A 16,365-nucleotide genomic window follows, 5' to 3' on the forward strand; every position below is an offset into this window, starting at 1 on the left:
CCCGCCTGTCCTTAAAAGAGTGCTGTCCATGGCAGGAAAGCCCTTTCGTGCACCTGTGGTCGTCTACAGGTACGTCATCGTTGCGCCGATCGCGGTCGAACCGTCGTCAGGAACGAGACCGCCGGGAGCTTGCCGCCGGAGCTGCGGGCCGCGGTGGGCCGCTTCGCGTCGGTCGACTTGAACGACGGGACGCTCACCCCCGAGTCCCAGCTGTTCGCGACCGAAACGGTGCGCGAGCTGAGGCCGATCCCTGCCGCGCCCGCCGCGACGGCGACCGCTGCCGCGATCACCGTGCGGTTCCTGCGCCTGCTATTCGGTGAGGACATGACGCCCTTTCCAAAATGTGGTTGGTGGGTGCGACGGAGCCGGGTTGTCGCACCGTCATGCAGTTGCCGCGGGCAGCCCGAAGGTTGCCCCGAATCCGAAAGTTTTTTGCGGACCTTTGGGCTCGGCGCGTTCTCGCAGGTCGAGCGGTGCCCGGGTCCGGGTAGTGTGCGGAGGCATGAGTGACGCTGTTTCATTGGGGGCCACGCGATCCGCTTACGACGCGGTGGCGGAGGAGTACGCCGAGACCTTCCGCGAGACGATGCGGAACAACCCGTTCGATCGGGCGATGCTCACGGTCTTCGCCGAGCTGGTGCAGGCGGGCGGGTCTGGGCGGGTGGCCGATATCGGCTGCGGGCCGGGCCGGGTGACCGCGCTGCTGCACCGACTCGGCCTCGACGTGTTCGGAATCGACCCGGTGCCCGGAATGCTCGCGATCGCGCGTCGGGAGACTCCGGGAGTCGAGTTCGCGGAGGGCGCGCTGCCCGAGCTCGACCTGCCGGACGAGTCCCTCGGCGGCGCGGTCTCGCGCATGTCGGTGATCCACCTGCCGCCGCAGGAGCTTCCGGCGGCGTTCGCGGAGTTCCATCGGGTCCTGGCCCCCGGTGGGTACCTCTACCTGGAGTTCTTTGCGTCGCTGGACGATGCAGAGCTGGGCTGGGAGTTCGACCACAAGGTGGCCCCGGCTTGGCGGCTATCGGTGGAGCGGATCGCGGCGCTGCTGCGCGGGGCCGGGCTCGTAGAGCAGGCGCGGCTTGTCGAGGCGCCGCCCGAGACCGGACGGTCGTTCGAGACCGCGGTGTTGATCTACCGCAAGCCGTCCTCGCCGGTCAGCTGATGGTGACGTGGGCGTCGACCGGCAGCCCGGCCGGGTCGTCGAGCAGCCCGGTGAAGAGGTTGTCGAAGACCGCGGCGCGGTCGAAGCGCATCGCGTAGTCGCGGGCCCGCTCTGCGGCGGCCGCGCGCTCGTCCGGGCCCATCGCGAGCGCCCGGTCGATCGCGGCGGCCAGCGCCGCCGGGTCGGAGTGCGGCACCTCGATCGCGGTGTCCCCCACGGCTTCGGGGATGCCGCCGGTACGGGTGGTGATGACGGGGCCGCCGCCGGCGAGCATCTTCTCGGCGAGGGCGATGCCGAAGGTCTCGACGAATTCGGGGCGGGGTTTGGACGGCAGGGCGTATGCGGCGCAGCCGTTCATGAGCAGGGGCTTCTCCTCATCGGTGACGTCGGTGAGGAAGAGGATGTTCGGGTCGTCGCCGGCGATGGCGCGGGTCTCGGCGTGGGCGGGGCCGTTGCCGGCGATGACGAGGCGGTGGGTCTGGGAGGCGCGCGAGGCGCGGTAGGCGGCGATGAGGTCGTCGGCGCCTTTGGCGGCGGCGACGCGGGAGAGGAAGAGGACGTAGCCGTCGCGGGTGAGGCCGCGCGCGGCCAGCGCATCGTCCACTGCGGATGGATCGAGGTTCGTGTAGGCGGCGGCGTCGATGGCCGGGTAGGAGATCTGAACGCGGGCGGCGACCTCGTCGGCGAAGCGGGTGCCGCAGGCGAGGTCGACCTGCACGGCCGATTCGAGGATGAGGTCCCTGGTGTAGGCGGAGACGGCGACGCAGCGGTCGTGCGCGAGGTAGGTCGTGAACAGGGACGCGGCCGCGCCGAGCGCGCCGTCGGCGATGCAGGAGCGCACGACGTTGGTGATGTCGGAGCCGACGGCTTCGGCGATGGTGGTGACGTCGGCGTCGAGCCCGGAGGCGCGCACGGACCGGAGGGCCTCGACGACCGCGTTCGCGTGCGGGGTGAGGTACATGGACATGCACACGGTGGGCACGCCGTCGGTGAACAGCTCGAAGAGGCGTCCGGCGAGGCCGAGGAGGTGGCGGCCGGTGGGGACGCGGTAGTCCCCCACGGGCGCAGGCCGCTCGACGGTGATGCCCTCGGAGTAGGGCAGGAGTTCGTCGAGTGGTTTGAGCGGGAGCCCCGCGGCCTGCAGCGCCTCGATCGGCCAGGTCACGATGCGCACGTCGTCGAAGCCGCGGGTGAGGGCGACTTCGGCGAGGCCGCGCGCCTCGGTGGCGTGGCCGCAGATGACCGGGTCGGCGCGGACGACGATGACGAGGCGCCGCTGCGGGCGTCCGTCGTACTCGACGTCCGGGTGCTGCTCGATCCGGCTGTGCTGCTGGCGATGACGCTGCTGCGGGCCGCGAGGCTGCTGGGTCACGGTAGGAACTCCTGGAGTCGGGCCCCGCCGCCCCGGGCGGACTCGGGCCGGTCGGAGGCGGACGGCGGGCGCGTCTTCGTCGCCCAGTCGGACGGTTCGGGGCCGAGCTCGATCTCCAGCCTCCCGCCGCCGTGCAGCTGGTTGCCGGTGATGAACCCGTGGTCCAGGGGCTTGCCGTTGAAGCGGGCCGACTGGACGTACTGCGGTTTCGAGCCTGCGGCGTCCGCGCCGATGCCGGACTCGGCATGGCCGGTTGTCACGAGCTCGAAGTCGTTGCCGCCGAAGCGGAGGTTGGCGGCGCCGAACGCGGGCGCGTTGACCAGGAACAGGTTCTGGCCGGCGACGGGGAATAGCCCCAGCGAGGCCCACACGTACCAGGAGGACAGGGCCCCGGAGTCGTCGTTGCCGGGGAGGCCGCCGCGGCCGGTCCCGAACTGGTAGGCGAGGGCGGCGTGGACGATCTCGGCGGTGCGGTCGGGGCGCCCGGCGTAGTGGTAGGCCCAGGGGGCCTCCATGTCGGGTTCGTTGTTGAGGCCTTCGAAGCGGTTGAGGTCCTGGCCGATGGCGAATTCGGGGCCGAAGGGCGGGACGCCGAGCTGGGTGACCGGTTCGGCGCCGTAGCCGAAGAAGCGGTCGAGGATCGCGGTGAACTCCTTGTCGCCGCCGGCGAGTTCGATGCGGGAGGCCATGTCGTGCAGGAGCCGGAACGAGTAGTTCCAGCGCCCGCCCTCGTAGAAGCTGGAGTCGCGCAGGAGCCCGTCCTGCCCGAACGCGTTGATCCACAGGCGGGCCTTGGTCTCGAGTTCGTCGGCGAGCCGGTGGTCGCCGAGGCCGCGGGCGATGATCGCGGTGCACCAGTAGCCGGAGGCGAGGTCGAGGGTGTGGCTGACCGGGTGGACGATGCCCCGTACGGCGAAGTCCTCGCCGTAGCCGCGGCGCAGGTCGTCCTGCATGTGGACGAGGGCCCAGTCCCATTCGAGGCCTTCGAGTCCGAGCTGGTAGCCGTCGGCGAGCACGGTGTGGGCGAGGGCCGAGGCCTGGCGGAAGAACCGGTCGGAGCCGCGGGCCATGCGGTAGCCGATGGGGAGGTTGCCTTCTTCTTCGGCTATGCGCACGAGGGATTCGGCCATGGCGGCGCCCTTGGCGGGGTCGAGGGCGGTGAGCAGCGGGAACTGGGTCTTGTACATGTCCCACATGGTCGCGATGTCGAAGACGAAGGGGCCCTTGGAGGGCCAGAAGGGGCTTTCGTCTTCGGCGAAGCAGGGCTTGATGAGCGAGTGGTAGAGGCTCGTGGCGAACACGGTGCGGCGTTCGGGGGTGCCGCCGTCGACCTCGACCTGGGAGAAGTAGCCGTTCCAGGCTTCGTGGGTCTGCGCGCGGACGCGTTCGAAGCCGTGCTCGAAGTCGCCGGGCAGGGACTGCTCGAGGTTGCGCCGGGCCTGGTCGGTGCCGCGCATGGAGAAGCCCATGCGGAGTTCGACCGTGGTGCCGGCGCGGGCCGGGCCCATGAACATGAGGCCGAAGGGGCGCAAGGTGGTGCGGCGGATGTAGTCGAAGTCGAGGCGGGTGCCGCCGTCGACGCGGCGGCGGTCGTACCAGACGAGTTGTCGCCAGGCTTTCGGCGTGTCCGAGTCGATGTAGACCGACAGCGGTATGCCTTCCATGACCACGGTGCCCTGGGCGCAGCCCTGGCCGAGGCTTTCGAGGCCGGCGCGGAGGGGGACGGTGGTGCCGTGCTCGATGGCGAGGCCGCCGTAGGAGAAGTCGAGGACGACGCGGGCTGAGGACGCCTCGGGGAAGGTGTAGCGGTGGACGGCGGTCTTCTCGCCGACGGTGAGCTCGCAGCGGATGCCGTTCTCGAGGGTCGCGGCGTAGTAGCCGGGTTCGGCGATCTCGTCGCGCAGTTTCCAGCGGGTGCCGAGGATGTCGAGGGGTTCGATCATGGGGGTGACGCGGAAGTAGTTGTAGTACTTGCGGATCGCGCCGGTGCCGGACTGCTGGAAGTGGGTGAAGCCGCTGGCGAGGTAATCGTCGTAGACGGGCGCGGGGACGCCTTCGGTGGAGATGCCGTAGCGGCCGTAACCGGTGGGGTAGGCACCGGAGCAGGCGCAGGCGGAGACCATGCCGAGGGGGTGGCAGGCGCCGGGGTGGGTGTTCCCCACCTGGGCTTTCGGCCACCACCAGGTTGCGGCCAGCCCCTGTGCCGCGGGCAGATCGGCAGGTTCGGTGCCGATGAACGGGTCAACGCTGTCCAAGATGCGACTGAGATTAGATGCCATGCGTCACATCCTCGTTACGAGACAATGAACTCGCAAGCGTTAGCGCGCACTTCGTCTAATGTTCGCCGCTGCGCAAGCCGAAACATGATCGAAGAGGACACCCGACGCACGGCACCGCACCGCCTCCCACGCGCTCGCTGCCTGCTATCGCGAGACACCGTCGCCACAGGTGCCCTTCCGGGTGACATTTCGGCCGTGGGCCCCGATCCGGCCCGATTCTTGTCGGACCCCCCTGCCACGCTGGGCCCTACAGTCGCTTCCCCTGTTGGGTGGGTGGGGGATGGGGATGGTCCGTAACGGCCCGGGCCACAAGCTTGCGCACACCACCCCCCACCAGCGGTTATCCCGGCCGGTGCCCCGTCGCCAAGCCCGCCAGGTGGCCCGTCTCCGCGATCGCCACCGGCCGCAGCCCGTCGATGGTCGTGATCGCGCCCGAGGGCACGCCCTCTCGCAGCAGCGCCTCCGGCACCGCCTCGTCGCCGAGCAGGGTCCGCAGCAGGTCCACGGTCACTCCGCCGTGGCAGGCCACCGCGATCGGCCCGTCCGTCTCGCGCTCCGTCAAGAACTCTCGGAACCGCTCACCGGCGGCCCGCGACGAGTCGCCCACGGCCGGAACGAAATCCCGGTCCGCGTTCGTCCGCTCCCAGTCCCCCGCGAACCGCTCGAACGGCACGCTCCCGTCCCAGTTCATCCGCTCAGTCAGCCGCTCATCGACGAGCACCGGCAACCCGCAGAGCGACGCCAGCGCCTCCGCGGTCTCCCGAGCCCGCCGCAGCGGGCTCGCGTACACCCCCGTGAAGTCCACTGCGCGCAACCGCTTCGCGGTCAGCAGCGCCTGCGCCCGTCCCAGCACCGTCAGGCCCGGGTCCCCCGGGTTCCGCTGCTTCTCTCCGTGCTGCACCACGTATACGATTCCCATCGCCGCAGCGTATCGCCGCGGGTAAGGCAGGCCCCACCCTTTATTCGGTGGCCAACGTCAATGTGGCGCAACCCGAACCGCAATAGCGTCGGACTCATGGAAAAGACCCCCGTGACCGCCCAGGTCAGCACCGCCCGCCACCGCCGCGCCTCGATCGTCGAGCGCGCCGCCGCCTCCGGTCTGGCCCTCACCTCGGGCGGGCGCCGCTGGCACCGCCCCCTGGTCGTCCTCGGCATCGCCTGCGGCGTCGTCGCCCTCGCCTCGCTCCTCGCGATCCCCTTCGACGACCGCCTCATTCACGGCGAAAGCGTGTGGATCAAAGCCTTCAAGTTCGGCTTCTCCTTCGCCGCCTACTGCCTGAGCCTCGCCTGGCTCCTGTCGCACATGACGAAGCTGCGGCGCACCGGCTGGGCGTTCGGCACGCTCTTCGCCGTGATCAGCGCGGCCGAGGTCGGCGTGATCGTCGCGGCGGCGGCCGCGGGCACCTACAGCCACTTCAACACCTCCGAGGACCCGTTCAACCAGGTCGTGCAGCTGGCGTTCCAGTTCGTGCCGGTCATGTTCCTGGCGAACCTGGTCATCGCCGTGATCGTGCTGTTCCAGCGGATCGGCGACAAGGCGGTCACGGCGGTCGTCCGCTGGGGCCTGCTCCTGTCGAGCCTGGGCATGTTCGCCGCGTTCTTCATCGTCACCGTCGGCGGCCAGGGCGAGCGCACCGCGGTGGACGCCAACGGGAACGAGGTCGTCCTCAACGCCGGGCACGGCGTCGGCGACCTGGACGGCAACGGCATGTTCCTCACCGGCTGGTCGACCACCGGCGGCGACATGCGCGTCCCGCACTTCATCGGCCTGCACGGCATCCAGGTCCTCATCGGCGTCGCGATGCTGCTGGGCTTCGTCGCGGTCCGCCGGGCCTGGCTTCGCGACGAGCGCGTCCGCGCCGCGATCGTCCGCTGGCTCTCACTCGGCTACCTGGGGATCTTCGCGACCACGGTGGTGCAGGCCGTGCGCGGCCAGTCCTTCGTCGCCCCCGATGCGGCGACGCTGGCCGGGTTCGCGGCCTCGATCCTCGTCGCGGTCGCCGGGATCGCGCTCACGATCCGCAAGGCCCGCAACGCCCCCGCCCTCGACGGCTCGCACGAGACCCTTGAGGCCGCCCAGGAGCCCGCCCTGCCGCTGCGATAACGCTTGCACACAGGCATTGCACCGGGGTCGCCCCAGCCGTAGGCTGTGGGCGGCCCCGGCCACGAACCCTTGGAGGCGGAAACCATGGAACCCTTGCGGCCCAAGCGACTGCACCCCGGCGACACGATCGCGATCGCGGGTCTGTCGGGCCCTGCGCTCCCCGAACGCCGCGACATGCTCGAAGCGGGCGCCGCCGAGCTCGAGGCCATGGGCTTCCGCGTCCGCCGCACCATGCTGGTCGAATCCGGCAAGCACCACCACTGGCGGGCCGCCACGCCCCATGTCCAGGCCGCCGAGCTCAACGCGCTCCTGGCCGACCCCGAGGTGCGAGCCGTCATCTCCTTCACCGGCGGCAACGCCACCACCGCCTACCTGGACCGCATCGACTACGACGCCGTCCGCCGCGACCCCAAGCCGCTCCTCGGCTACAGCGACATCACCGCCCTCCACCTCGCCCTCCACTCCCAGACCGGCCTGGTCGGCTTCCACGCCGACATCGCCGGACCCGGGCTCGGCGGCACCTGGCAGGACACGAACCCGGAACGCCGCGCGCAGCTGCGCGACCTCTACCGCGACCTCCTCACCGGCAAACTCGAAGAGGTGAGCCTCCCGGCCGACAACATCTGGGAGACATGGAAACCCGGCCGGGCCACCGGCCGCCTCGTCGGCGGCCTGCTCGATCGCCTCATCAACGTCCAGGCCTCTCCCTACGCGCTCGCCCCCGAGACCTGGGACGGCGCGGTCTACTTCTGGGAGGACGTGGGCCGCAACCTCGGCCATGTCTGGAACCAGCTGCACGTGCTGCGGATGCAAGGCGTCTTCGACCGCGTCGGCGCGATGGTCGTCGGCATCCCCTTGGACGTGGAACTCCCCGAGGAGTCCCCGTTCGGGCCATTGACGGTGAAGGACATCGTGCTCGACGTCTTGGGCGACTATGACTTCCCGGTCCTTGCGGGTGTCGACTTCGGACATACCGGCCCCAACCTGCCTATGCCCATAGGCACCCTGGCCGAGGTGGACGCCACCGACCGCACCCTGCGACTCCTGGAGTCGCCCGTCGACTAGACGTTTCTTGCACAAACGGGTTGCTCCGGCAATTCACGGCGTGTAAGTGGTTGCTTTCTTGTGGACCTTCGGGCACGGTTGGTAGACATGAGGATCCGAACGGCAACCCCCGCAGACGCCGATGAGATGGTTCAAGTCCGCACCGCAGCATGGCGTGCGGCCTATGCCGGCCTGGTCGACGCCGAAGTGCTCGCAGGGCTCCCCGAAGAGGCCTCCGAGCGGTACGTGCGCCACCTCGCCGAACACCGCCCGCTCGAACTCACGCTCGTGGCGGAGAAGGGCCCGTACGTCATCGGCTTCGCCGTCTTCACTTGGGACCATTCAGAAGCCGACGAAGACGAGGCCGGGCCCGGAACCCCCGGCGAAGTGCGGCTGATCTACGTGCACCCCGACCATTGGAGCCGCGGCGCGGGCCGCGCGCTCATGCGCGAGGGCGAACGCTGGCTCACCGAGCGGGGCCTGCTGCCGATCCGGCTGTGGGAGCTCGAGGGGAACGCGGTCAGCCGGCGCTTCTACGAGCGGTACGGCTTCGTGCCCGACGGCGAGCGCAAGACCACCGAGATCAGCGGCGCCTCACTGCCCTGCGCGCGGCTGACGCTTCCGAAGGATCACAGCACCGACGACTCGGCCTGAGACAGCCTTTTGGGCCGGAATCGCTTCCGGCCCAGTGACTCGCGACTACTTGACGACGTCGAAGACCTGCATCTGGATGCCGTTCTTGTAGACCTCGTGCTCGACGAGGTCCAGGATCTGGGCGTCCTTGTCGGCGGTGCTGAACAGGCGCTTCCCTGCACCGAGGAGCTTGGGGAAGACCAGCAGGTGGTAGCGGTCGACGAGCCCGGCGTCGGCGAGGCTCTGCCCGAGGGTGGCGCTGCCGTGCACCGAGATGGGGCCGCCTTCGGTCTCCTTCAGCGCCGCGACGTCGTCGATCGAGCGGAGGATCGTGGCGGGCCAGCGCTCGTCCTGCTCCTGCAGCGTCGTGGACACGACGTAGCGGGGCATCGCGTTGTACCCGGCGAACTCCTCGACCATGCCGGGCCACACGGGCGCGAAGGCCTCGTACGACTTCCGGCCCAGCAGCAGCGCGCCGGCCTCTTCCTGCTCTCGGGTCTTGATGTCGTAGGCCTCGGGCAGGAACTCGATGTCCTTGAAGGTCCAACCGGAGTTGCGGTAGCCGGGTTCCCCGCCGGGAGCCTCCATGACGCCGTCGACGGAGACGAACGCGGTGACGATGAGCTTGCGCATGTTGCTGGCCTTCCAGTAGTGAACCTTGCTGCTTCTACTCACTATGACGAGGCAGCCCGGCGGGATTCATCGCAAGCCCGAAAATCCTTTCGAGTATCAGGGCAGTCGCAGGCGGGCCACGACCGGCGCGTGGTCGCTGCCGTCCTTTTCGAGGACTTCCCAGTCGAGCACTTCGATGCTCTCCTCGGCGATGACGTGGTCGAGGGTGACGGCCGGGATCTTGACGAGGCCGTTCAGGTACCCCTCGGTCGGCTGCCAGGTGGCGTCGAGTCCTTCACCGGTGGCTTCGGCGGCGTCCGTGTACCCGGAGTCGAGCAGTTCGCGCATGTTCTCGTGGTCGAGCGTGGCGTTGAAGTCCCCGGCGAGCACCCACGGCAGGCCGCCGTCCGGGCGCGGCAGCTGCTCGAAGTCCTCTTCCCACAAGGGGATCCGCTCCGCTGACGCGGGAGCGGCGGGGTGGGCGGCCATGAAGCGGACGTCCGTCCCGTCGGGCATGTCGATCTCGGCGGCGATCTGGTAGAAGATGGCGTCGCGCCCGACGGTCTCGATGCGCTCCAGGGGATACCGCGAGTACAGCCCGGTCCCGATCGCCAGGTCGTCGGGTTCGAGGATCGTGTAGGGCATGATCTCGTCGAGGCCCCGCTCGGTGAACGCATCGGGAGCGCCCGGGGTCAGCTCCTGAACGCTGAGGAGGTCAGGCTGGTGCTCCTCGACCAGGTCCATGATGTGGTCGAAATTCGCGTTGCCCACGTACAGGTTGACGGACATGACCGTGAGCTCCGCACCGCCTGCCGCCGGCTGGTCGTCCGCGACGAACCGGGGCACCAGCACGATCGCCAACCCGACCGCCATGGCCGCGGTGACCCCCGCGGCGAGCCAGTGCCGGATGGCCGCCTGCAACCCCGCCCCGACGAGCGCGGCGACCACGAAATAGGGAACGAACGCCACGGTCGTGACCAGGAGGAACCCGGTCTCCAGCCCGAGGAGTCGAATCGCCCCGTACACGACCACGCCGGCCGTGCCGATCCACGACAGGACCCGAAGCCACCGCCACCGGTACCAGGGCCGCCGCTTCGGGGAGCCGTCCCGGTCTACGGCCTTCAACATCACGGTCGCATCACTCATGCGCCGGGAGCGTACAGTGCCCCGTCCACCGGCGGCCCAGGCCATTTCGCGTTGCGGCCGACCCGATGTGAAGCCGGGCAGGGCATGGCGCCATGCCGGCGGGGGTCACAACCGGACGATCATCAAGGCGATGTCGTCCCTTGCGCCGCTTGCCACACCGAGATCCGCCAGCACCTCGTCGGCCAGGCGCTCGGGGTCGTGTTCGCAGTGGCGGGCCAGGGCCTCCCCCAAGCGGGCCAGTCCCGCGTCGATGTCCTCGCCTCGGCGTTCGATGAGCCCGTCGGTGTAGAGCACGAGCTTGTCGCCGGCGGTGTAGGACTGCCCCGCCTGCGAGCAGGGGACGTGCTGGGGTCGGGAGCCCAGCGGCGGGTCTGCGGCCCGGTTCAGCAGTTCATAGCTGCCGTCCGGGTGGACCAGGACCGGCGGCGGATGCCCCGAGTTGCTGTAGATGATCAGGCTGCTGCGGGGATCCACCATCGCTTTGAAGACCGTGGTGTTCAGGGCGCTCTCGATCGAGCGGGCGTACAGGCTCAAGACCTCCAGGGCTTGGGCGGGCCGCTCCAGGGCGCGGATGGCGGCGCTCAGCGCACTGCGCAGCATGCCCATGACGGCGGCGGCTTCCAGGCCATGGCCGACGACGTCGCCGACCGCCACCGCGAAGCGGTCGCCCGGCAGGTCGACCAGGTCGTACCAGTCACCGCACACGTGCATCGACTCGATGGCGGGCAGGTAGCGCACCGTGACGTTGTCGTGGTGCTCCAGGTCGGGCACCTGCAGCATGGCCTCCTGCAGGGTGAGGCCCACTTGGCGCTCGCGCTGGTGGGCGAGCCGCAGCTCCTCGTTGAGGCGCTGCAGCTCACGGGCCCGCGCGAACAGTTCGGCTTCCAATGCCTCCGTGGCGGTCAGCTCCTTGAGCGGCAACCCGTCGATGGAGGGGTGGGACTCGACGAACTCGGTCACGTCCTCGACGCGGTGGATGATCCACTCGACGGTGCCGTCAGGGGCGAGGATCGGCGTGTTGATCGGCGACCACCAGCGTTCCTCGAAAGCCCCGGGCCGGTTCGCGATGGGGATGTCGTACTTCTGCAGCGCCATCGAGTCGCGTTCCCCGGTCTGCAGGACCCGGTGCAGTGAGGCCCTGAGGTTCCGCACCCCGTCGGCGGCGGGATCGGCGGTGTTGTCGGGGAAGGCCTCGAACACGTGCTGCCCGAGCAGGTCCTCCCGAGTGCGGCCGGTGGCCTCCAGATAGGCCCGGTTGACTCCCGCGATCACCAGGTCCGGGCCCAGCACCAGGTACGGGCTCGGCGCCGCATCGAACAATGCGGCGTAATCGGGGTCCGCCATCTCCAACCGCCTTTGCGCCCTGCGTGCGACGTGTTCGCACTCCAGATCCCGCCGTGCCGCCGGTCGACGTACCGGTCCGGGAAGCAACGTTCACGGTATCGTCCACTCCCGCCCCGGAGCAGCGGTTTCGCCCAGGCCGCAGGCCGGGAAGCGCAGGACCGTGTGGTCGGAGCAGCCGTCCCGGACCCCTTGACGCTCCTCAACCGGTTCGTGCAGGATGTTCGCGGGACGAAGGGGCGGGGGAGTGCGGGTTGCAGTCGGACGGGCTTGAAGAGTGGCGGGGGCTGTGGCGGGATTCGATCGCGCTTCGGCGAGCTGACGGGCGGTCAGCGCTTGTCGTTTCGGTCGCGGGCAGGCCCGGAGCTCCCCGGCACACCCGATCTAGCCAGGAGGCCGAAATTGGTCAGTTCCCGCCGGACAGGTACCGGGTGGCGCCGGTTCGTCGGGCTTCAAGCGCGACCGTCATCCGCTTCTGCTCGTTGACGGACAGCAGCGGCAGCGCCTGGTCGGGTTCGAGGAAGCGGTATTCGTCGAGCTCACCGGGGTCCAACCGGATCTGGTCGGGTTCGATGACGCCGCCGTCGAAGATGAACACGATCAGGGGCAGCGGCCTCTCCGGCATTGGCGGCGTCCAGTTGACCAGCAGGAGACGACCGAATTCCACGTCGAGGCCGATTTCCTCCTTGACCTCGCGTCGACAGGCCTGCTCGGGTGTTTCGCCTTCATCGAGCATCCCGCCGACGAAGAGCCAGTGGCCGCGGTAGTTCGGCTTGACGAGGAGTACGCGGCCGGTCGGATCGGTGAACAGCGCGCAAGCGGCGGCGATGTTCTTCGGGAGACGGTCGACCCACTGCTCGGGCGGTAGCCATTCGTTGCGCGACATGGCATCGACCCTAGTGCGGCGGCGAGGTTCATAGGGTGACCGCTACGCAGGACCTCTTGAGGCGCGCCTGGCCGCAGTGGCTGCTATCCCCAGGTGAGGCGGACGATCGCCGTCCCGTCGGTCGTGCCGAGGAGTTCGAGGGCGAGTTCACCTGCTGCGGGGGTGGGTGCCGGCGGCTCGCCTTCGATGATGCCGTAGCAGCTACCTCCGGAACTGTTGTTGGTCAGATAGGTGATGCAGTAGCCGCCTGACATCGAGCTGCTTCCGGTGCTGCCGTCCCCGTCATCCCTGGAGACTTCAATGCCGCCCTCGGTCACTTCGGTCACGGTCAGCGTGAACGCCTCGAACTCGAAGACGGTGCCGGTTTCGACCTCGACCTCGCAATGGGTGCTGCAGTTCGAGTAGTCGGTGCCGTCCGCGGCCGACGGGGGCGGTTCCTCCGAAGTGGCGGCGTCGGCGGTGCTGGTGTCGGGCTTGTCTTCGGCGCCGTCATCGGCGTCGGCGGCGCAGCCGGTCATGGCGAGGGCGGCGAGCAGGACGGCTGCGGCCGGAGCGCGCCATGTGCGCAGGTTCTTGGTGGACATGGGCTGAGGGTAGGCACCGATGAGCGGGACCGGTCCCGCTCACCTGGGCTGGAGCGTGCGTCGAACCTGCTCGCGAAATCGGGTCGCGAGCGCGCTTTCGCGGGCGCCGGTTCAGTCGGCTACCAGGCCCGCTTCGTAGGCGGTGATCGCCGCTTGGACTCGGTTCTTGGCTTCGAGGCGGATGAGGATGGTGCTCACGTGGCCCTTGACGGTGCCTTCGGAGATGTGGAGCTGCTTGGCGATGTCGTGGTTCGATTCTCCTTTCCCTATGAGGGCCAGGACCGCTCGTTCTCTCGGTGTGAGCGCTTTGATGCGTTCCCGGGCCGGGGCGACCCGTTCGAGTCTGCCGCCGTTGAGTTGGGTGATCACCCGTTGGGCGATCCTCGGGGAGAGGTAGGCCGCGCCGTCGGCGGCGGCTTTCACGCCGATGATGAGTTCCCTCGGGTCGGCGGCCTTCAGCATGAAGCCGCTCGCGCCTTGCGAGAGCGCTTGGGAGACATAGGCGTCCTCGTCGAAGGTCGTGAGCATGATGACCGCTACCTCGGGCATGGCGTTGCGGAGTTCGGCGGCGGCGGCCAGTCCGTCCATTTTCGGCATGCGAATGTCGAGCAACGCCACGTCCGGGCGGTGCGCGCGGGCGAGTGCCACGGCCTCGGCGCCGTCGCCCGCTTCGGCGACCACTTCGATCTCGGGGTCGGTGGCGAGGATGGCCGCGACTCCGGCTCGGATCATCGTCTCGTCGTCGGCGAGCAGTACGCGGATCATGGGGCTACCTGCCAGGTCACGTCGATTTTGGCGGTTTCCAGCGGGACTTCGGCCTTGACTTCGAAGCCGCCTTCGAACGGTCCCGCCGTGAAGACGCCGCCCAGCAGCCGGACTCGTTCCTCCAAGCCCACCAGGCCGCTGCCCTTGCCTGACGGGATCTCGATGCGCCTGCCGCTGTTGCGCACTGACACATGGGCGATCGCGTCGGCGACTTCGATGCGGACCTGCGCCGCTGCACCGGGGGCGTATCTGGCGGCGTTGGTCAAGGCCTCCTGGACCACCCGGTGCACGGTCTTGGCCGCCAAGGGCGGGAGCGGCACGGCGTCGGTTTCCAAGGTGACCCGCATGCCGGCTTCGGCGGCGCGTCCGACCAGAGCCTCGATGGATTCGTCGAGCGGCACTGCCGGGGCCGGGCCGTCGCGGAGGATGCCGATGGTCTGGCGGAGCCGGTCGGTGGCGTCGACCGCGTTGCGGCGCAACGCGGCGGCCGCTTCGCGGTTCGCGTCGGACTGGTCCGGGGACAGTTCGAGCGCGCCGGCGCGAAGAGCGATCAGGGCCAGTTCGTGGCCGAGCGAATCGTGCATGTCGGTGGCGATACGGGCCCGTTCCTGGGCCCTGGCCCGCCCGGCCACGAGTTCGCGTTCGCGTTCGAGCCGGGTGACGCGGTCGGCCGAGGCGGCGATCAGTTCGGCCTGCTGCCGCCTGAACCGGCCGATCAGCCAGGGCAGCACCACGAACGAGCCGAAGGTGAGCAGGATCGTGAACGGGTCGCGGTCGGTGGCGAGCCCGAGCAGGACTCCCAGGGCCGCGACGGATCCCAGGATCCACCGGCCGTAGCGGTCCGCCAGGCGCCATCCGTGGAGGTACGCCGCGGCGGCCACCACGATGAGGAGCGCCTGCCGCGACATCGGCAGCGCGAATGTCGCCACGCCGTCGACAAGTCCGGCCAGCGCGATGACCGCCAGCAGCGCCCCGTTTCTCATGCGGCCGAGCCTACCGATCGGAGCCGAAGCAGCCGCGCGATCGCCGTCACCGTCCCGGACAGCGCCGCGACGAGCAGCATGAGGGTGAGCGGCAGCGCGAAGTAGAAGACCGACGGCCAGGTGACCGTGCGTCCGTTCGAGATGAGCGAGACCAGGGACGGGTAGGCCAGGAACACGACTGCCGGGAGCAGGACGGGGATGAAGCGGAGCCCGATGCGCCAGGCCGGCTGGCCCGCACGCTTGCTCGCCCAGCGGCGCGAGCGTGCGATGCCGATGACGCCCAAGGCGATGGCGATCGCGGTGAGGGCGGCCAGGGCGAACTGCGCCAACTGGTCGCCGCTCGGGTCGGCGGGTGCCTCGCCTGCGGCCATGGCTGCGAGGCCTTCCATGGCCGTATAGGTCGCGTCGGCCATGCCGGCGCCGTTGGTCAAGACCGCGATGCCGTAGCCGGTTTCGGGGTCGATCCGTTCGACGGCGTTGTAGGTCATGAGGTTGCCGGAGTGCACGAGCGTGCCGTCGGCCTCGACGCTCCAGCCCATGCCGTAGTCCTGGACTTCGGAGGGGGTGTGCATCGCCGTCAGGCCCGCTTCGGAGACCAGTTGCGTGCCTTGGCCGTTCTGGGTGATGAGCCACTGCCCCATGTCGGCGGCGCTGGTGATGATGCCTCCCGAGCCGGAGTCGTCGAGGAATCCGGGGGCTTCTTCGCGGGGGAGCCAGAGGCCGAAGAGGTTGTTGTAGCCGAGGGCGGGTCGGACTGTCTCGTCTCGGGTGGCGCTGTGCTCCATGCCGAGCGGAGCGAAGACCCGCTCTTCCATGAAGTCGGCGAAGGACCGGCCGCTCGCCACTTCGACGAGGCGGGCCGCGACGTTGAAGTTGGGATTGGCGTACTCCCAGTCGGTGCCGGGGTCGGCGGCGAGCGAGTCGTCCGCCATGCGGGCGACGTAGTCCTCGAGGGAGATGGCGTCTTCGAGTTCGACGACGTCGATCGTGGTGTCCGAGAACCCGGAGGTCTGGTTCACGAGTTGGCGGACGGTGACCTCGCCGGCGCGAGGGTCGGCCATCGCGAAGCCGGGGAGCTGGTCGGCGACGGGTTCGTCGAGGGCGATCGCGCCTTCTTCGGCGAGGATCATGACGGCCATGGCGGTGAACGATTTCGAGACGGAGGCGACGCGCATCGGGCTGTCCTCGGTGAGCTCGTCCCCGTTCGAGTCGTGGCCGTATCCGGCGGCGTGGACGATCTGGTCGCCGTGGGTCACGACGACCGAGATGCCGGGCACGCCCGTGGCTTCGCGGAGATCGGTCATGTACGCGTCGATCGATGCCGGGGTCAGGTCGGTCGCGGGCGCGGCGGCGGCTCCCGGGACCGCGAGCGTCACGGCGGCGGTCGCGGCCAGTGCCGCGGCGGCAATGCGTCTGATCCATCGGGGCCGGTTCGGTGCGTTCGGGTGCATGCG

General features: G+C 69.5%; 16 protein-coding genes. 4 read left to right on the forward strand and 12 right to left on the reverse strand.

Going from position 1 to position 16,365, the window contains the following annotated elements:
- Positions 1–74 precede the first annotated feature (74 nt).
- On the reverse strand, positions 75–326 hold the full coding sequence (locus ACFO8M_RS10830; RefSeq protein WP_387974561.1) for a hypothetical protein: 252 nt from the start codon (positions 324–326) through the stop codon (positions 75–77).
- Positions 327–502: 176 nt separating this feature from the next.
- On the opposite strand from ACFO8M_RS10830, the gene ACFO8M_RS10835 reads away from it, so the two are divergent.
- Positions 503–1,162: a class I SAM-dependent methyltransferase gene (locus ACFO8M_RS10835; RefSeq protein WP_387974564.1), complete on the forward strand. Its 660-nt coding sequence runs from the start codon at positions 503–505 to the stop codon at positions 1,160–1,162.
- Here the strand turns inward: ACFO8M_RS10835 and ACFO8M_RS10840 are convergent.
- The 3 genes from ACFO8M_RS10840 to ACFO8M_RS10850 form a co-directional block, all read right to left on the reverse strand.
- Complete coding sequence (locus tag ACFO8M_RS10840; protein WP_387976328.1) at positions 1,155–2,480, reverse strand: glycosyltransferase; 1,326 nt, start codon at positions 2,478–2,480, stop codon at positions 1,155–1,157. The two genes, ACFO8M_RS10835 and ACFO8M_RS10840, sit on opposite strands and share 8 nt — an antisense overlap.
- Before the next feature lie 50 nt (positions 2,481–2,530).
- Positions 2,531–4,813, reverse strand: a complete 2,283-nt coding sequence (locus ACFO8M_RS10845) for a glycoside hydrolase domain-containing protein (protein WP_387974567.1) — start codon at positions 4,811–4,813, stop codon at positions 2,531–2,533.
- A 340-nt stretch (positions 4,814–5,153) separates the two neighbouring features.
- Complete coding sequence (locus ACFO8M_RS10850) at positions 5,154–5,732, reverse strand: histidine phosphatase family protein (RefSeq protein ID WP_387974569.1); 579 nt, start codon at positions 5,730–5,732, stop codon at positions 5,154–5,156.
- Between the two features lie 96 nt (positions 5,733–5,828).
- On the opposite strand from ACFO8M_RS10850, the gene ACFO8M_RS10855 reads away from it, so the two are divergent.
- The 3 genes from ACFO8M_RS10855 to ACFO8M_RS10865 all read left to right on the forward strand — a co-directional run bounded on the left by ACFO8M_RS10855 (position 5,829) and on the right by ACFO8M_RS10865 (position 8,615).
- Positions 5,829–6,917 (forward strand): hypothetical protein, encoded by a 1,089-nt coding sequence (locus tag ACFO8M_RS10855; protein ID WP_387974572.1) that lies wholly within the window; start codon positions 5,829–5,831, stop codon positions 6,915–6,917.
- Between the two features lie 84 nt (positions 6,918–7,001).
- The gene (locus ACFO8M_RS10860) at positions 7,002–7,982 is read left to right on the forward strand and encodes a S66 peptidase family protein (protein ID WP_387974575.1); all 981 of its coding nucleotides are present in this window, start codon (positions 7,002–7,004) and stop codon (positions 7,980–7,982) included.
- Between the two features lie 87 nt (positions 7,983–8,069).
- Positions 8,070–8,615, forward strand: a complete 546-nt coding sequence (locus tag ACFO8M_RS10865) for a GNAT family N-acetyltransferase (protein WP_387974578.1) — start codon at positions 8,070–8,072, stop codon at positions 8,613–8,615.
- 45 nt (positions 8,616–8,660) lie between these two features.
- On the opposite strand, the gene ACFO8M_RS10870 is transcribed toward ACFO8M_RS10865, so the two are convergent.
- The 8 genes from ACFO8M_RS10870 to ACFO8M_RS10905 all read right to left on the reverse strand — a co-directional run bounded on the left by ACFO8M_RS10870 (position 8,661) and on the right by ACFO8M_RS10905 (position 16,362).
- Positions 8,661–9,227 carry a dihydrofolate reductase family protein gene (locus ACFO8M_RS10870; protein ID WP_387974581.1) on the reverse strand — a complete coding sequence of 189 codons (567 nt, stop codon included), beginning with the start codon at positions 9,225–9,227 and terminating at the stop codon, positions 8,661–8,663.
- A gap of 96 nt (positions 9,228–9,323) precedes the next feature.
- Positions 9,324–10,352 (reverse strand): endonuclease/exonuclease/phosphatase family protein, encoded by a 1,029-nt coding sequence (locus ACFO8M_RS10875; RefSeq protein WP_387974584.1) that lies wholly within the window; start codon positions 10,350–10,352, stop codon positions 9,324–9,326.
- 105 nt (positions 10,353–10,457) lie between these two features.
- Entirely contained in the window at positions 10,458–11,696 is a 1,239-nt protein-coding gene (locus ACFO8M_RS10880; protein WP_387974587.1) for a PP2C family protein-serine/threonine phosphatase, read from the reverse strand.
- 403 nt (positions 11,697–12,099) lie between these two features.
- The gene (locus ACFO8M_RS10885; RefSeq protein ID WP_387974590.1) at positions 12,100–12,579 is read right to left on the reverse strand and encodes an NUDIX domain-containing protein; all 480 of its coding nucleotides are present in this window, start codon (positions 12,577–12,579) and stop codon (positions 12,100–12,102) included.
- Positions 12,580–12,662: 83 nt separating this feature from the next.
- Positions 12,663–13,163, reverse strand: coding sequence for a hypothetical protein (locus ACFO8M_RS10890; RefSeq protein WP_387974593.1), 501 nt, complete (start codon positions 13,161–13,163; stop codon positions 12,663–12,665).
- 111 nt (positions 13,164–13,274) lie between these two features.
- Complete coding sequence (locus ACFO8M_RS10895; RefSeq protein ID WP_387974595.1) at positions 13,275–13,928, reverse strand: response regulator; 654 nt, start codon at positions 13,926–13,928, stop codon at positions 13,275–13,277.
- A complete protein-coding gene (locus ACFO8M_RS10900) occupies positions 13,925–14,911 on the reverse strand; it encodes a sensor histidine kinase (protein WP_387974598.1) in 987 nt (328 codons plus the stop codon). Before ACFO8M_RS10900 ends, ACFO8M_RS10895 begins: the two co-directional genes overlap by 4 nt.
- Positions 14,908–16,362 carry a serine hydrolase domain-containing protein gene (locus ACFO8M_RS10905; protein WP_387974600.1) on the reverse strand — a complete coding sequence of 485 codons (1,455 nt, stop codon included), beginning with the start codon at positions 16,360–16,362 and terminating at the stop codon, positions 14,908–14,910. Before ACFO8M_RS10905 ends, ACFO8M_RS10900 begins: the two co-directional genes overlap by 4 nt.
- Between the last annotated feature and the right edge of the window lie 3 nt (positions 16,363–16,365).

Origin of the sequence: Glycomyces rhizosphaerae (assembly GCF_042647865.1) — a bacterium.
Taxonomy (GTDB): domain Bacteria; phylum Actinomycetota; class Actinomycetes; order Mycobacteriales; family Micromonosporaceae; genus Glycomyces; species Glycomyces rhizosphaerae.

What these genes read in the sequence shown, in the direction of transcription:
- ACFO8M_RS10830 (WP_387974561.1), bottom strand. Translation starts at nt 326, where the DNA reads ATGTCCTCACCGAATAGCAGGCGCAGGAACCGCACGGTGATCGCGGCA.
- ACFO8M_RS10835 (WP_387974564.1), top strand. Translation starts at nt 503, where the DNA reads ATGAGTGACGCTGTTTCATTGGGGGCCACGCGATCCGCTTACGACGCG.
- ACFO8M_RS10845 (WP_387974567.1), bottom strand. Translation starts at nt 4,813, where the DNA reads ATGGCATCTAATCTCAGTCGCATCTTGGACAGCGTTGACCCGTTCATC.
- ACFO8M_RS10850 (WP_387974569.1), bottom strand. Translation starts at nt 5,732, where the DNA reads ATGGGAATCGTATACGTGGTGCAGCACGGAGAGAAGCAGCGGAACCCG.
- ACFO8M_RS10855 (WP_387974572.1), top strand. Translation starts at nt 5,829, where the DNA reads ATGGAAAAGACCCCCGTGACCGCCCAGGTCAGCACCGCCCGCCACCGC.
- ACFO8M_RS10860 (WP_387974575.1), top strand. Translation starts at nt 7,002, where the DNA reads ATGGAACCCTTGCGGCCCAAGCGACTGCACCCCGGCGACACGATCGCG.
- ACFO8M_RS10865 (WP_387974578.1), top strand. Translation starts at nt 8,070, where the DNA reads ATGAGGATCCGAACGGCAACCCCCGCAGACGCCGATGAGATGGTTCAA.
- ACFO8M_RS10870 (WP_387974581.1), bottom strand. Translation starts at nt 9,227, where the DNA reads ATGCGCAAGCTCATCGTCACCGCGTTCGTCTCCGTCGACGGCGTCATG.
- ACFO8M_RS10875 (WP_387974584.1), bottom strand. Translation starts at nt 10,352, where the DNA reads ATGAGTGATGCGACCGTGATGTTGAAGGCCGTAGACCGGGACGGCTCC.
- ACFO8M_RS10880 (WP_387974587.1), bottom strand. Translation starts at nt 11,696, where the DNA reads ATGGCGGACCCCGATTACGCCGCATTGTTCGATGCGGCGCCGAGCCCG.
- ACFO8M_RS10885 (WP_387974590.1), bottom strand. Translation starts at nt 12,579, where the DNA reads ATGTCGCGCAACGAATGGCTACCGCCCGAGCAGTGGGTCGACCGTCTC.
- ACFO8M_RS10890 (WP_387974593.1), bottom strand. Translation starts at nt 13,163, where the DNA reads ATGTCCACCAAGAACCTGCGCACATGGCGCGCTCCGGCCGCAGCCGTC.
- ACFO8M_RS10895 (WP_387974595.1), bottom strand. Translation starts at nt 13,928, where the DNA reads ATGATCCGCGTACTGCTCGCCGACGACGAGACGATGATCCGAGCCGGA.
- ACFO8M_RS10900 (WP_387974598.1), bottom strand. Translation starts at nt 14,911, where the DNA reads ATGAGAAACGGGGCGCTGCTGGCGGTCATCGCGCTGGCCGGACTTGTC.
- ACFO8M_RS10905 (WP_387974600.1), bottom strand. Translation starts at nt 16,362, where the DNA reads ATGCACCCGAACGCACCGAACCGGCCCCGATGGATCAGACGCATTGCC.